This is a genomic window from Micromonospora sp. NPDC048169 (assembly GCF_040652815.1).
GTDB lineage: Bacteria > Actinomycetota > Actinomycetes > Mycobacteriales > Micromonosporaceae > Micromonospora.
The window spans coordinates 34,885-50,112 of the sequence record NZ_JBEZMS010000010.1 but is presented as its reverse complement, the minus strand read 5'-3'; the positions used below and the strand labels follow the sequence as shown (position 1 = coordinate 50,112).

At 68.2% G+C, this 15,228-nt stretch carries 13 protein-coding genes; 4 read left to right on the top strand and 9 right to left on the bottom strand.

What is annotated here, in order from left to right; all coding sequences use genetic code 11:
* Window positions 1-16: 16 nt before the first annotated feature.
* The 9 genes from AB0D28_RS11555 to AB0D28_RS11515 all read right to left on the bottom strand — a co-directional run bounded on the left by AB0D28_RS11555 (window position 17) and on the right by AB0D28_RS11515 (window position 11,178).
* Window positions 17-1,981 carry a right-handed parallel beta-helix repeat-containing protein gene (locus tag AB0D28_RS11555; protein WP_357384731.1) on the bottom strand — a complete coding sequence of 655 codons (1,965 nt, stop codon included), beginning with the start codon at window positions 1,979-1,981 and terminating at the stop codon, window positions 17-19.
* Between the two features lie 66 nt (window positions 1,982-2,047).
* Window positions 2,048-3,691, bottom strand: a complete 1,644-nt coding sequence (locus AB0D28_RS11550) for a CocE/NonD family hydrolase (protein WP_357384729.1) — start codon at window positions 3,689-3,691, stop codon at window positions 2,048-2,050.
* Window positions 3,692-3,723: 32 nt separating this feature from the next.
* On the bottom strand, window positions 3,724-4,593 hold the full coding sequence (locus AB0D28_RS11545) for a carbohydrate ABC transporter permease (RefSeq protein ID WP_357384727.1): 870 nt from the start codon (window positions 4,591-4,593) through the stop codon (window positions 3,724-3,726).
* Window positions 4,590-5,543: a sugar ABC transporter permease gene (locus tag AB0D28_RS11540; RefSeq protein WP_357384963.1), complete on the bottom strand. Its 954-nt coding sequence runs from the start codon at window positions 5,541-5,543 to the stop codon at window positions 4,590-4,592. Before AB0D28_RS11540 ends, AB0D28_RS11545 begins: the two co-directional genes overlap by 4 nt.
* 70 nt (window positions 5,544-5,613) lie before the next feature.
* Window positions 5,614-6,873, bottom strand: coding sequence for an ABC transporter substrate-binding protein (locus tag AB0D28_RS11535; RefSeq protein ID WP_357384725.1), 1,260 nt, complete (start codon window positions 6,871-6,873; stop codon window positions 5,614-5,616).
* Between the two features lie 411 nt (window positions 6,874-7,284).
* On the bottom strand, window positions 7,285-7,557 hold the full coding sequence (locus AB0D28_RS11530) for a hypothetical protein (protein WP_357384723.1): 273 nt from the start codon (window positions 7,555-7,557) through the stop codon (window positions 7,285-7,287).
* Between the two features lie 253 nt (window positions 7,558-7,810).
* Entirely contained in the window at window positions 7,811-8,275 is a 465-nt protein-coding gene (locus tag AB0D28_RS11525) for a hypothetical protein (protein ID WP_357384721.1), read from the bottom strand.
* A gap of 144 nt (window positions 8,276-8,419) precedes the next feature.
* On the bottom strand, window positions 8,420-9,409 hold the full coding sequence (locus tag AB0D28_RS11520) for a helix-turn-helix domain-containing protein (protein WP_357384719.1): 990 nt from the start codon (window positions 9,407-9,409) through the stop codon (window positions 8,420-8,422).
* A 443-nt stretch (window positions 9,410-9,852) separates the two neighbouring features.
* Window positions 9,853-11,178, bottom strand: coding sequence for a polysaccharide pyruvyl transferase family protein (locus AB0D28_RS11515; protein ID WP_357384717.1), 1,326 nt, complete (start codon window positions 11,176-11,178; stop codon window positions 9,853-9,855).
* An 83-nt stretch (window positions 11,179-11,261) separates the two neighbouring features.
* Here AB0D28_RS11515 and AB0D28_RS11510 point away from each other — a divergent pair, with 83 nt between their 5' ends.
* The 4 genes from AB0D28_RS11510 (at window position 11,262) to AB0D28_RS11495 (ending at window position 15,060) form a co-directional block, all read left to right on the top strand.
* Window positions 11,262-12,245, top strand: a complete 984-nt coding sequence (locus AB0D28_RS11510) for an ankyrin repeat domain-containing protein (RefSeq protein ID WP_357384714.1) — start codon at window positions 11,262-11,264, stop codon at window positions 12,243-12,245.
* Window positions 12,246-12,557: 312 nt separating this feature from the next.
* Window positions 12,558-13,676 carry an acyltransferase gene (locus AB0D28_RS11505; protein ID WP_357384712.1) on the top strand — a complete coding sequence of 373 codons (1,119 nt, stop codon included), beginning with the start codon at window positions 12,558-12,560 and terminating at the stop codon, window positions 13,674-13,676.
* Window positions 13,677-13,711: 35 nt separating this feature from the next.
* Complete coding sequence (locus AB0D28_RS11500; protein WP_357384710.1) at window positions 13,712-14,281, top strand: RNA polymerase sigma factor; 570 nt, start codon at window positions 13,712-13,714, stop codon at window positions 14,279-14,281.
* The gene (locus tag AB0D28_RS11495) at window positions 14,278-15,060 is read left to right on the top strand and encodes a hypothetical protein (protein ID WP_357384708.1); all 783 of its coding nucleotides are present in this window, start codon (window positions 14,278-14,280) and stop codon (window positions 15,058-15,060) included. The genes AB0D28_RS11500 and AB0D28_RS11495 overlap by 4 nt, the downstream gene beginning before the upstream one ends.
* Window positions 15,061-15,228: the final 168 nt, after the last annotated feature.

The window sequence follows — 15,228 nt, the reverse complement described above, 5'->3', positions numbered from 1 at the left end:
GGCACAGTGACCGCCGTCAGAAGACGCGCGTACGGCGCGCGCCGGACGCAAGAACCGCGATCGGGCCGACGGCGCCGTCCCGTCCCGGCTGCCGGGGCTCGCCCGTCAGGTCGACGTCCATGACGGCGGGGCTGCCGTCCGCCTCCTCGAACTCCGCGTCGGCGCAGCGGACCCGTTCCAGGTCCCGGCCGGTGACCACACCGACACGTGCCGCGTCGAACGCGTCGGGGAGATCGGTGACGAGCCAGACCCCGTCACCGTCGTCGACGACCGTCGCCGTCGCAACGCCCAGCACCCGTGGCTCGGGCTCACCCTCGAACGGGCGGGCTCCCGCGGCGTAGGCGTTCGCGCGGGCGTACACCGGTTGTCTCACCTCGACGTACTTCTGCTGGTCGCTCGGCGGCTGGTCGGCGAGGCGGGCCAGGTACTCCTCGAACGACGCGGGATGGCCGTCGTATCCGGCGGTGCCGGCCGTCGGTGGCCCCTCACCCTCCGCACCCGCGCCGTAGGCAGCGCCCGGGTCGCCGCCCAGGAAGAGGTTGCCCACGTACCTGTCGTCGCCGCCGTAGATCACCGCGTACCCGGCGACCTGCGTGCTGTGCGGCAGGTGGTACGGCGTGGCGCGGTCCAGCACCGGCTCCAGCCGCACGGTGCCGCAGATCAGGTTGCAGACGAAGGCGCCGCCCTGGCTGAACAGCTCCAGCGAGGCGGGCGAGCCGAAGATGTTGTGCTCGACCAGGTAGGGGCCGTGGCTGACCTCGACGAAGAGGTCCCGGCAGTTGTCGTGGTAGACGTTGCGCGACAGCCGGGTGCCCTGCGCCTGCCAGTCCAGCCAGGTGCCGAGCGAGCAGCCGTGGATGCGGTTGTGCCGGATCACCACGTCGATGGCGGCGTGCAGCTTGATGCCGGCGATCTCGTACCCGTAGAACTCGCGCTTCACTCCGATGCGGTGGATGTGGTTGTCCTCGATCGTGGAGAACGCACATCCGAGGTGGCCCACAATCGCGTTCTGGCCGCAGTCGTAGATCGTGTTGCGGCGGATCAGGTGCGAGCCGACGTGCTCCCGGTCCCACCCGATCCGGCGGGCTGCGAAGACCGACTCCACCTGGTACTGGTAGCCCGGCTTGTCACCGCGCAGGGCCGAGAAGTTCTGCCCGGTCGATCCCTCCTTCCCGATCGAGATCGCCGCGCACTTGGCGTCGTGGATCACGTTGTCCTCGATGACCCAGCCCTTCGCCCAGCCGGGTCCGATCAGGCCCGGCTGGTCGGCGGTCGGCGGCGCCCACGGGCTGGCCGCGTGCGCCAGCTCGAAGCCGCGGACCGTGATGTAGTCCAGGTGCGGCTGTTCCGGGTAGAAGACGCTGCGGCGTACGTTGATCTCGACCAGCTCCGTGTTCGGGTCGGCGCCCTGGAAGTTGGCCCAGATCGTCGTCCGCTCGCCGACTTCGGCGAACCAGACGAGCCGGGTCCGGTCGGGATCGCCTATCGCATGCGTCACCCGGGTCCAGTCGTCGACGATCTCGGTACGCCGGGGCGGATCGTCGACCTCCGCCCGGCTCCCCACCTCGAAGAAGCTCACGCCGTTCAGGTAGACGTCGCCGAGATGCCGGCGTGGCGCACCATCGCGGTAGACGATCCAGTCGCCGGTCACCTCCTCGGCGAACGGGTTGAACGAGCCGAACAACACGTTGTCGACGACCGCCTGCCACACCGTCCCGCCGAGCGGCTCCCAGCCGGTGACGCGTTCCGATCCCTTGATCACCACGTGCTCGCCGGGCGCCGCCTCGTAGGTGATACGGCGGGAGTCGCTGAGACCGCCGTGGCGTGGCTTCACCCACTCCCGGTACTCCCCCGCGTGCACCACCACCGTGTCACCGGGCTGCGCGACGCCCGCCGCCCGGTTTATCGTCCGGAACGGCCGCTCGGCGCAGCCGTCGGCGGAATCCGAGCCGCTGATCGCCACATGGAACACGGATGTCATCGGGGAGCCCTCCTCGTCGATTGATGGAGATGCCTTCGGCGCGGCGGCCGGCACATCCGCGCCCGTTCACGTCCACACCGGCAGGTCGATGGCGGACGGGCGGGCGCCGTCGTGGGAGATCTCCTGCTGCGCCCGTACCGTGGTGGTCGCGGTGGCGGCGGGTTCGCCGCTGCCGGGATTGCGGGCGTAGCGCGGATGCGCTCCGGAGCTGACCTGGACGGCGACGCGGTGGCCGGGGGCGAAGCTGTGGAACGCCGGCCACAGCGACACGTCCAGCTCGACGAAACCGTCTGCGTCGGGCCGCGGGTCGGTGGCCGCGGTGCCGACGCCGCCGACGCGGCGGATGCCGTCGCACACGCTCATCGAGCGGCCGTCGGGGTGCACGTCGCAGATCCGGACGAAGACGTCCGCGCTGGCTGCCGTCGAGCGGAACCGGACGCGGGCGATCGGCTCCCCGGCGAGGACGACAGCCTGCTCCAGCGGTCGGCTGCGGAAGACCGCCACGTCCGTACGGCGTTCGTGGGCGCTGTTGTCGACCGGCCCGCAGGCCGGGCCCAGGCCGGGGCCGCCGAGTGCGGGTGTGGGCCGGTCGGGGTCGTAGGTGTAGCGGGTGCTGCCCGCCTCGGGGGAGGCCGGGTCGAGCAGCCCGGACGGGTGCAGGTGCCACCGCTGCGTCGTGGTGCCCGGCGGTGGCCACGCGGACAGATCGCGCCACTGCTGCGCGCCGGTGAGGAAGGCACGCACCGGCGCCGGCCGGGCCGCGGGCGCACCGGCGAAGTGTTCCCTCAGGAACGCGATCGACTCGGCGAGAAACGGGCTCTCGTCACTGCTGTGGCCCCACGGGCCGATGGTCAGCCGGGGCGGGCGACCGGCTGCGGCGAGTTGGGCGTAGTTGCGCAGCTGCCAGGGAAGGAAGATGTCGTACCAGCCGGTGGCCATGTACACGGGCGCGGTGACGTCGGGCACCGACGCGGTGTGCGACTGCCGGGTCCAGTAGTCGTCGGTGAGCTTCTCGTGGGCCAGCCAGTCCTGGTACCAGCCGATCGGGTGGCCCGCCACGGCGGTGTCGCCGCCGGACAGGGGCAGGACGTCGAAGGCTTCGGCCAGCCTCCGGTCCGGCCGCCGCGCGAGCCACGCCCGGACCAGGGTGCCGTGCACGCCCCGCAGGGCCATCCGGCGCGACCAGCCGAGCGAGCCGCCCAGCGAGAACGCGCCGTTGTTCCAGGTGACGGCGCCGAAGTCGGCCATCGTGACGTTCAGGCACAGGGCATCAGGGGCGTTGACGGGATCCTCCCGGCACATCCGGCCCGCCACGGCCCACTGGGTGTAACCGAGGTAGCTCTCGCCGAACGTCGCGACAGTGCCGGTGAACCACCGCTGGCGGCGTACCCACCGGTGGGTGGTCATGCCGTCGCGCTGTTCGTCGAGCTGGGGCCGGAAGCTGCCTCCGGAGCCGCCGGTGCCGCGGCAGCTCTGCACCAGCACCGTGAACCCCGCGCCGGCCAGCGCCGGCGCGTGTGTGAGTGAGGCGTGCCGGCCGTACGGCGAGCGGACGACGACCGTGGGCAGCGGCGGTTCCACCGGGCCGACCGGCAGGTAGAGGTCGGCGATCAGCACGGCCCCGTCGTCCATCGGCACGCGCAGCCCGCGCCGCACGGTGAAGGCGTACGAGGGCTGGTGGCCGTGTCGCGACGGGCCTTCCGGCGCCACCCGGCCAGTCGGCGGCGCAGGCTCGTCATCACTCACCCCTTGAACGCGCCTTCCATGATTCCCTGCACCAGACGGCGCCCGACGAAGACGAACAACACCAGCAGCGGAATGGTGGCCAGGAAGGAGCCGGACATGGCCAGGCCCAGATCGATGTCCCGGTTCTGCTGCAGCGCCTTGATGGCGATCTGGACGGTGTAGTTCTCCGGCGACTTCAGGACGATGAACGGCCACAGGAAGTCGTTCCACGCGTAGACGAACGCGAACAGCCCCAGCACGTACGCCGCCGGGCGGACCAGCGGGAAGGCTATCCGCCAGAAGATCTGCCAGGTGGTCGCGCCGTCCACCCGCGCCGCCTGCATCAGCTCGTCGTCGATGGTGCTGCCGATGTGCTGACGCATCCAGAAGATGCCGAACGCGCTGACCAGCCCGGGAACGATCACCGCCTGAAGGCTGTCCACCCAGTTCAGCTCCGACATGATCAGGTACTGCGGCACCACCGCGAGCTGCGCCGGCACCGTCATGGTCAGCACGACGATGAGGAACAGCGTGTTGCGGCCCGGGAAGGACAGCTTGGCGAAGGCGAAGCCGGCCAGCGCGCAGAGCACCGCCTGGCCGACGGCGATCGTGGTGGCGACGATGACGCTGTTCAGCAGGGACTGCACGAACGGCACGATGGTGAAGACCAGCTCCGCCAGGTGCAGGAAGTTGCCGCCGGGGGTGATCGTCGGCGGGAGGGTCGTCGCGGTGGCGGAGTCCGTCGTCGCCACCACGAACATCCAGTAGAGCGGGAAGACGCTGACGAGCGCCATGAGGGTGAGCAGCGCGTACACCGGGATCGGCACGCGGTTGGCCGAGCGCCGGCGGACCCGCGTGGGCGCGACGGTCGTGGGTGCGGGCTTCATGGGCGCTCCGAACGGATGCGGGTGGCCAGCAGATAGTTGAGTCCGGAGAACACCACCACGATGACGAAGAGGGCGACGCCGACCGCCGCGCCGTAGCCGAAGTGGAACTGCCCGAAGGACTGCTCGTAGAGGTAGAGGGTGACGGTCTGGCACTGCCGTGCCGCCCCGCACGTGAGTCCGCCCACCGGGTTGACCAGCAGCGGCTCGGTGAAGACCTGCAACCCGCCGATGGTCGACGTCACGACGGTGAACGCGATGATCGGCCGCAGCGAGGGAATGCTGATGTGCAGGAACTGCTTCCAGCCGTTCGCGCCGTCGGCGGCGGCGGCCTCGTACAGTTCCCGCGGAACCGCCTGCAACGCGGCGAGATACAGCAGCGTGTTGTATCCGGTCCAGCGCCAGGCGATCATCGTGGCGATCATGACGTGGCTGCCCCACAGCGAGGCGGTGAAGTCGATGTGGTCGAAGCCCAGCAGCCCGAGGAACCAGTTGATCATCCCGTAGTCCCTGTCGAACATCTGGGCGAACACGATGGTCGTGGCCGCCACCGAGGTGACGTAGGGAACGAGCACCGACATCCGGAACAACGCGGCCAGCCGCAGCCGCGCGTGGTTGAGCAGGTGCGCCAGGCCGAGCGCCAAGAGCAACTGCGGCACCGTCGACAGCACCCAGATGCTGAACGTGTTCCGCAGCGCCCCCCAGAATCGCGGGTCGTGAAGAAGTTCGGAGAAGTTGTCCAGCCCCACGAAACGGTGCTCGCCGATGGGATCCCAGTCGAACAGCGAGATGTAGAAGGTGAACAGCAACGGGAAGAGGCCGAAGATCAGGAACAACACGAAGAACGGCGAGATGTACGCGTACGGCGCCAGGAACTCCCGTACGCCCTGCCGGATCCGCCGGTTGCGAGCGGGCCTCCGGACGTCCGGCGGGATCGGGGCCGGGCCGAGCATGGTGGTCAAATCGTCACCCTCCCGAAGGCGGCGGCCGGGCACGACCCGGCCGCCGCGCATCAGCCCTCGGTCATTCGCGTACGGCGTTCTTGACGTTCTTCAGCGCGGTGTCCCAGGCGTTCGCCGGATTCACCTTGCCCTGCTCGACGCTGGTGAGTGTGTTGAGGAACTCGGTGCCGACGGGTCCGTCCTGCGGACCGAAGTAGAAGGGCTTGATCCCCACCACCGACTGGGTGTAGATCTTGCCGATCGGCGCGTTGCTGAAGAACGGGTCGGTCTTCCCGACCAGCTGCGGATCCGTGTAGACCGACGGCGTGGTGGGCAGCGACCCCTGCATCAGGAAGTGGTCCAGCTGGCCCTTCGGCGACTGCATCTCGGAGATGTAGTTCCACGCCGCCTTCGCGTTCTTGGCGCGCTTGGGGATGGCGAGGAAGCTGCCGCCCCAGTTCCCCGAGCCACCGGGAATGGTGGCGATGTCCCACTTCCCGTTCGTCTCGGGGGCGTTCGTCTTCATCTGGCTGAGCATCCAGGACGGTGAGCACACCACCGCGTAGTCGCCCTTCTTCATCGCCGCGGTCCAGCCGGAGGAAAACGACCCCTGCTTGGCGGAGATGCCCGCGTCGAAGGCCCTCAGCGTCACGTCGAACGCCGCCTTGACCTGCTCGTTGTCGTAGTCGAGCTTGCGGTCGGCGCTGTAGTAGCGCTGGCTGCCCTGGTTGACCGCCTGGAAGAAGACGCTGGTCGGCGTGTTGTCCACGAACGGCTTCCCGGTCTTCTGCACGTACTGCCTACCGACGTTGATGAACTCGTCCCACGTCGGCCAGAGCTTGGCGACCGCCTCCCGGTCGGTGGGCAGGCCGGCCGCCTTGAACAGATCCGTACGGTAGGCCACCGCCAGGCCGCCGACATCAGTCGGCACACCGATGATCTTGTTGTCCTCGGTCGTCGACTGCGCCATCACCCAGTCGAGGTAGTTGCCCTTGATGTCGTTCGCACCCAGCGTGGTGAGGTCGACGAAGTTCTCCGGAGACTGCATGAACTTCGGCAGGTCGTCGGCCTGGATCAGCACCAGGTCGGGCACCTTGCCCCCGGCCAGCGCGGCGGTGAGCGCCTGTGCGGTCTCGGTCGTGGTGCCCACCTCGGTGAGCTTGACGCGCACGTCGGGGTGCGCCTTGGTGTAGACGTCGACGTCGGCCTTCTGGTTGATGTTGGCAAACGACCAGAACTCGAAGGTCTTCGAGTCGGACTTGCCGTCTGATCCCCCACAGCCGGCGAGGAGGAGCGCGATGGCGGCGACGACGGCGACGGTGGTGGTCCGGACGCGTTTCAACGGCCCTCCAACGGGGTGATCGTGAGCGGCGATGGTGGGGTGGCGGGATCTCGCCGCCTCCGAAACTTATCGAGATATTTACATGCCATGATTTTGTGCGCTGAGGCTACTAAGTGCCCCGCCGTCCGTCAACAGGCGCGCTGCCAGCGAGAGCGCCGGACGGCAGGGTGGAATCCTGATCGGCACAGCGCCGAAAGTTTCGGAGCAAGGGGCGTGACTCCGCGCGAAGGACACCGGCGGCCCTCGCCTCCGCTCCCGGACAGCGGCGTCACGCCGACGGCGGCGCCGCGAACGGGAGCACGGAAGTGCGGACGCCGCGGAAGACGCGCGGAGCCGGTCCTTCCACCCGTGGCGGGATCCTGACGAACGGCGCCACCGGACTGCCCCGGAAAGCCGCCGCAGCGCGATGGTCTACCGACTGCGGGTCGCCCGCGTTCGCCAGTCGTCGAGGCGGGCGTCGTCCGCCGCCATCGGCTGGATCAGCACCGGCGCGAGGTGCACGGTGTCGCCGTCCGTGGCGGCGTCGACAATGCCCTGCAGGAACTCGAAGAACTGTGTGGGCGCCCACGGGACGGTACTCAGCTGCGCGGCACTGCTTGCTCGCGCCGTCGATACTCGCTCTGGGCCGGCCCCGGTGTCTGCGCCTCCCGGCCGGATAATCGATCGCCCGGTGTACGCCGACATGCCACGAAGGGCACGTCGCCGCACCCGAACGCGACGGCTACCGACCGCTCCCCCACCCGGCCGGGCTCCGGACCTCATGGCCCGGAGCCCGGCAGGTGGATGGTCGTGCTGAGCGACTGCCGCGGCGAATCTCACCGACGGGATGCCGCAGCCCTCGGGAAGCTCGGCGAGAGGGCGACGGAGGCGGGCCGGAGACGATCCACAGCCGCGTGATGTCGTGGGTGACCAGCGGGCCGATGCCCGTTCCGGCCCCCTAGAAGAGGGTTGCCTTGGCGCACGACGAGACCGCACCCGCACTGTTGATCCTGCAGCTGTAGATCTGCACGTCGCGAACGTCCTTGAAGGTCCAGCTGTGATACACAGTGTCGTAAGCCCCGGTGGTCACCTTGATCGGGTTGGCAGTCGAGTAAACCCATGAACTGCCGTTCCACTTGTAGTAGGTCAGGTGCAGCGCCGCACCGTAACCATCCGGGCAGAGATCACGCTCCCATGCGTCGAAGCCACCTGCGAATGCCTGGTAGCCACCTTTGACGCCGCCATTCGCGTAGTAGGTGTAGGTGCCCCCCGCCTTGGTCGTCATATCACAGCCGCGGCCCGAATCAGCTGGCCCGTTGGCATAGAAGTTCAACGTGGTGGCGGCGCTGGCCGGAGTGGCGAATGCCATGACTGCCGTCGCCGTTGCGCAAGCCATCAGGGCCGTCCTCTTGATGAATCTCATGAGCGCGTGAAACCTCCATGCTCCAGCGATCGCGGAAAGACGGGGGCGAGTCCCCGTATCGCGCATACGTGGGTGCGCGAGTCGACCTGCAAGCCATTGTGGACGCCACGAGTCAGGATGGCGTTAGCGCAGAGCGCACGCCGCTTAGCTCTCGATGCCGACCAGGCTGTGCGAAACCATCCCCCGATACTCACTGGGCGTCATGTCGTAGGAGAGCCGAAATGTCCGGGTGAAATCGGCCGGTCGCGGAAAGCCCCAGCGCAGCGCGATCGCGTGGATCGGACGGTCTCGCAGCCGGGGATCGGCGAGATCGCGGCGGCAACGGGCCAGTCGTTCACGACGGATCCAGGCAGAGACGGTCAAGTCCTGCTGCCGGAAGAGTTGGTGGAGGTGGCGGACCGAGATCTGGTGCGCGGCGGCGATGGTCACCGGGGACAGCTCCGGATCACCGAGGTGCTGTTGGATGAAGGCGTGAATGCGCAGCATGAGAGCGTTCTGAGGGCTCTCGGACGGCAGTCCGCATCCAGCGCCGAGTTCCCGGGCGAGTGTGATGGACAGCAGATCGAGGAAGACCGTGGCCAGCCGAGGGGAGTCCGCAGGCTCGTAGTCGCGTGCACCCCTGACCAGTCCGAACAGGAACTGTGCGACCAGACCTCCGGTTCCGACTCTCCCGGACAAGCGCGCGCCGAGCAGTTGCTCGACGTTGCGCGTGGGCAGCAGCGCTCTGGGGAACTGTGCCACCACCGTGCGAGCCACCACCGGATTCGCGGCGGTCACGTGCGCCTCGTATGGATGTGACGTGTCGTAGAGCACGAGGTCGTCCGGCCCCGCAACGCTTTCCCGGCCGCGTTGGGCGATCCCTTGCCTGCCCCCAAGGATCATCCCGAGGCTGAGATACCCGGGGTCGCTCTGCCGGATCATTCTCGGCGTACGCCGACACCGCAACGAGGGATACGTCATGGCGACGATCTGGACCGCGCCCAGGTCGAGATGCTGCATCGTTGCCCGAAAGTCCTGGTGCGGGATTTCGGTGGCTACGTCCGAGGCCGCGAGCGATCGCATCGTCATCTCGTGCCAGCGGTCGAATCGCTCGTCGACCGGGAAGTCCCTGCTGTCGAACAACGTCTGGATCATCGTCATCACCCCTTCGAACAGGACAGCAAGAGACCAGGGCGACTACATAGGTCCCGCGACTTACTGGGAAGTACAGCACACCGTGAGTACTGCACCGCATGCGTCGAGAGGGTCGGCGAGCATCGATGCCAAAACGTGGTCGGCGGTGATCTTCAGCTCCTGACGTGCTGGCGTTCGTCACCGCTGGTGACGTAAGGAAACAGCGGTGCTGCTCGCTCTGGAGTGAGGGCTGGCTGCCCGGTCGCCGCACGTTCTCGTACACGAACGGTCGCGGTGGGCCGGACGGGCCGAAGCGTACGAGCGCAGCTTCGCCAAGCTCTGCGCGTACCCGGCGGAAGCGCTGCTGGACGCGGCGGGGTGCGGGCCGGACGGCGGGTGATCGACGTCGGCGCCGGGCCGGACACCGTCGCCGGTTGCTCCGCTGCCGACCAGGCGTACGACGGTCAGCGCGACAGCATCCGGCGGACCCGACCGCCCACCGCCTGCTTGACCCGGTCGCGCAGTGGCTGCGCGCCGAGCGCCTTGAGCTTCTGCCGCAGCGCCTGGTTCTCGTCCCGAAGCCACCGCATGCGCGCCAGCAGTTCCTCGGCGGTGTAGGCGGAGGCCGGCCGGACCGCCTGCGGGTAGACGGTTTGGCGGACCTGCTCGTCGAAACGGGTGGCGCTGTCCCCGTCGGCGAACGAAAGGCCGAGGTCGTGCTTGGCGAGGAACGCGGTGATCCGGGCGAAGCGCTCCTTGTGGCCCTCGTTCAGGGCCGTGTAGTCGGCTTCCTCGTAGAGTTGGGCGGCGTCGATGTCGGCCGGCACATCGCGCATCAACCGGTGCGGGATGTCGAAGTAGCGGGCCAGTTCCAGGGTGCGCGAGTCGTGCGCGAGGAGATACCCGGGAGTGCCGGCGAGCAGCGCCGCGATCGTGCCGTGGATCCGGGTGCCGAAGGCGAAGTCGAATCCGGAGAGATACTCCATCCAGGGCCACGGGTCCACGAACATCCGCACCTTGTCCTCGACGAAGAGCGGATGTGAGGTGTAGATCGGCATGTCGTCGGTCTTGCCGAGCAACTTCGGCGCGTCGCCGTAGAGCAGGGTGCCGAGGGCGTACAGGCCCTGCGCCAGGTAGCGCAGGTTCGGGTAACGCTGGTGGTGGTGCGCGACGATCGGGGCCAGCGCGCGGACGTACGGCGAGATGACGAACGCGAGCCGATCCTGGGTGCTCAGGGTCGCCTTCGCCTTCTCGACCCGGAGGCTGTCGCCGTGCAGGAACATCGACGGGCAGCCGATCTGCTCGACGGCGGAGAAACCCAGCGTACGCAGGTAGTTTTCGCTGATCTCGCCGCGTACGCCGATGCTGTGCGATCGGTCCAGCACCGCCCGGCAGAAGGCCTTCACCGGCTCGTCGATCGGGCGCAGGTATTCCAGGTCGCCGTCCACGTCGGTCTGCGCCCCGACCCCGAGCACCACCACCGGGATCTTGAGCCGCTCGATCAGCCGCGTCATCGACGTCAGCCGGTTCACGTAGTCGTGGCGAAACGCGTTCGCCAGCGGAATCACGAAGGCGTCGTACTTCTCGTTGATCTCGTCGGCATCGCGCGGGTCCGCCCGGAACCGCGACGGGGTGATCTCCGCCGCCGAGGTGGCCAGCAGCTTGTGCGCGGCGTGGCTGAAGACCAGGTTGCCGCTGTTCTTGCCGATCCAGTCCCGCTCGTAGGTCTCCTCTGCGGTGACGACGTCGAACGGGCCCTTGCGGGCTCGCAGCAGGATCCGCTGGTGCATCCGGAGTGTCCACCCTTCGTCCCGGACGCCACGGCGCCCGGCGAGGCCGAAGCGGCGCGACCGGCCGAGCACGGCCCTGTTCCGTGCAGAAGCAGAAATCCTACCGCTCCATGCCGAACCGGATCCCGCCTGCCCGGCACCTGACATCCGCCCGTGCTGAGCGCGTCCAGCTCTCGGTGGAGCGTCTGGGCGAGCGAGCCGTGGCGCTCGACCTGGACGCCAACGGCAGCCTTCTCGCCACCGCGATCGCCGCCACCCGACACCGACCGCAGGCCGCAGCGTTGGAGGTCTTGCGCTACCTGCTGGAACTCGGTGCCAAGCCCGCGCCTGGCGAGGAGAGCCCGATCGTCCAGGCGGTGCTGGGATCGGCCGCACCTGCCACGATCCGCATGCTGCTCGGCCATGGCGCTGATCCGAACTCGCGGCGCTCCGACGGCACCCCAGCGCTCATCCTCGCCGCTCGGCGCGGTGACCACGCCGCCGTTGACGTGCTTCTCACCGCAGGCGCTGATCCGAACGCGGTCGATGGCTACGGGCACACCGCGCTGATGCACGCCATCGAACGCAACGAGCGGGCCGTGAGCAGCGTGCTGCTGTTGGCCGGCGCTGACCATGCGGGCGCGCTCGAGATCGCACGGGGCTGGCAGCGGCAGAACGTTCAGTTCCGACTCGGCGAGATGAGCGTTGGCCTGGACGACGTACCGATCGCCCGTACGACCGTGCGGCTGCATCCCACCGGGTACGAGCTGCGCGGCGATCCGGCAGAGTTCCGCCGCTGGGGGCAGCTCGTCGAGTGTGTGGCGGAGGAGTTGGGCGATGACGAGTGGGAAGCGCGGACCGGTACTCCGTACGCGCTGGCCCGGACCGTCGCCCACCGACTCGTCGACGATCCGGCCAAGTCGCCCACAGCGTCATGGCACCGCATCGAGCTGAACAGTGCAGAGCTGGCAACGGTACGGCAGGCATTCGTGGAGCTCGCCTACGCGGTCCGTGCCACGCTGCCGGACGGCGTCGGGCAGGAGTACGTCCATGACACGCTCGACGAACTCGATGCCCAGTTGCCCTGACTCGCGTCCGTCCCCCGAGCTGGACGTGCAGCCGCAGCCGACCCTGGCGAGAGCATCCTCCCCGCGGCGCCCACGTCCGCGTTGCCGGCGGTAGAACACCTCGACCGCGTTCCATTCGTCGCCTGCGGTCAGGGCCAGGAGTTCGGCGTCGTCCTGAGCGGTCATTCCTACCTATCGCAGCGGGACAGCGTCAGGCTCGCGATACTGGCCCGCTTCGTCAGAGGACAGTGACGGTGATCACCTGTAGCACTTGGCGCGGTGCTGCACATGTCTGTCCTGGGCGCAGTCGTGTGTCCAGGACAGGAGCAGAGTATGACGACGACCGCGTTGCTCGACCGTGCGCCGACGCCGTCGCCCGTCAGCGGCCCTCCCGGGCGGGCGCCACGGTTGTACGTGCTGGACGGGTTGCGGCTGATCTGTGCTCTTGCGGTGGCCGGATACCACTTCGGCGACTCGTGGAGGTTGGACGGGGTGCGCCCGCCGGCATACTTCCTGCCGGACGCGGCACCGGTGCTGATCTATGGCTTCCTCGGAGTCGAGACGTTCTTTCTGATCAGCGGATTTGTGATCCTCATGAGCGGCTGGGGGCGTACCGTTCGCGAGTTCGCTGCCTCCCGCGCCGCGCGACTCTATCCGGCGTTCTGGGTGTGTGTGGTGACCACGACAGCCGTAACGGCAGTGCTGCCGATCAGCGGCGGGCTGCCTTTCCCACCTCCGCCGGACGGGTGGGGCGTGCTGGTCAACCTGACCATGCTGGCGGAGCCCCTCAACACGCCGCTTGTCGACACCGTGTACTGGACCCTCTGGATCGAGCTTCGGTTCTATCTGATCGCGGCGTGCATTCTTGCGGCCAAGCTGACCGACCGGGGAGCAAAAATATTCAGTGCCGTGTGGCTGGCCGCCGCCGTGATCATGCCCGTTTTCCGGGGTGCCGCCCTGGACGAGGTAGTGATGTCCAATTTCGCGCCGTACTTCATCGCCGGAATCACCCTGTTCCTGCTTCGCCGCAACCGAGCCGATCGATGGCTGTGGGTGCTGTTACTCGCCACATGGCTGGTCAGCCTGCAGCGCGTGCACGGGCGGACCCTCGAGTTGAAGCCCGGCTTCGAGGTAGCCGTCTGGCCGGCACCGGTACTGCTCACCGGGGTTTACCTTTTGATGCTCATCATCGCGCTCGGCTACACCGACCGGGTAAAACTGCGCTGGCTGGCCACCGCGGGTGCACTCAGCTACCCCTTCTACCTCTTGCACCCGCGCATTGGATACAGCGTGATCCGCAACGTGTACGAGGAAACCAACCTCCCCGCGTCGATACTGATCGGCGGCACCGTGCTTGGGCTGCTGGCGGCAGCCTGGCTCGTCCATCGCTTCGTCGAGCGCCCACTCGCACCCCTGATCCGCGGCTTTGTATCGGACCGGCGACGACAATGACCACCAGACGCAACGCGCCGAACACGAGGACGAGTGTGGATCAAACGACCGCGGATGCCGATTCCGCCTTCCGCGAGCTGTTCGAGGCCGCGTATGACGATTTGCTGCTCTTCGTCGAACGCCGTGCACACCTCGCCGTTGCCGAAGACGTGGTCGCCGAGACGTTCTTGACAGCGTGGCGCCGCTTGGACGAAGTACCGAAACCACTCGGCGAGGCCCGCGCCTGGCTGTTCACCGTCGCCCGCAACGTTCTGCACAATCGGCAGCGCAGCGACCAGCGGCAGCAGAGCCTCGCGCTTCGCGTCCTACGGGAACCCGATGCTCCGAGCAGCGCCGAGGCCGACCTCGCGGCTACCCGCATCGACCTGGTGAAGGCTTGGCAGCGCCTGTCATCCGCCGATCAGGAAGTGCTGACGCTGACCGCGATCGAAGACCTCACCGGGCCGCAGGCAGCACGCGTACTGGGCATTTCCCGGCCCGCGTTCAGTCTGCGCCTGCTGCGCGCCCGCCGCCGCCTGCGTCAGCATCTTGGTCAGCGGCCGAACAGCGAACCCACAAACGTCCCTGCACCGGCTGGCCCTTCACGACGCGGAGGCTCCGCATGACCCACGACGATGTCCTCGACCAGATAATCCGCTCCGCCGCGGTCCAGGTGCCCGCACGCGTCGGGCAGGAACCCGCGCGAGAACTGCTCGAGCGGATCGTCGCCACTGATCGGCGGCCACGCCCAGGACCAGCGCGCACACCGCACCGTCGGCCCCGCCTGGCGATCGCCGGCGCGGCCGGAGCGCTCGTCGCCGCTGTCGCCTTCACCCTGACACTTGTCAACGCTGGTCCCGCGTTTGCGTCGTGGACGCCCGAGCCGAACCCGATCTCGGATGCCGAGGCACGCGACCTCGCCAGCAAATGCCTGCCTGCCCAGGACGCGAGCGTCGCAAGGGTGGTCATCGGCGAAAAACGCGGCGAGTACGCATACGTGAACGCCGTGTCGCCGGCTGGAAGCCAGACGTGCTTCCGCGATCGCAATGGAGACGTGACGAATACCAGCATCCTTACCGTGCTGACCAGCACCGAGCGGCTCGGCGCCGGGGGTGTCGAGATGTACTCGTGGGGTCAACTACGCACCGACGAAGGCTACGTCCGGATCATGGCGGGACATGTCGGCTCACAGGTGACGAGCGTGGAGATCAACTTGCGGACCAAGGATGGCGCTTCGTCACGGACGGCGCGGGCAACCGTTCGCGACGGTTACTTCGGCGCCTGGTACCCCGAGGGCCTCGACGAGTCGAGCAGCAACACCACCACACTGACCGTCCGCCTCGCAGACGGCAGCGCGGTGAACCTGTCCGCCCGCGAACTGTACGAACAACCGAAGCTGGACTGAGAGGGCGATTCGGCAGGCCTCGGTCGGACTGCCGACGACGATTGCCACCGCCAAAGCCAGGAGCAGCAGCGTGCCCGCGTGCTGCACAACCGGTGCGGCGTCAAGGGTCACCGCGACCACGACAGCCACTGTCGCACGCAAGCATTCGGGCTCTGCGGAAAGCGTCCG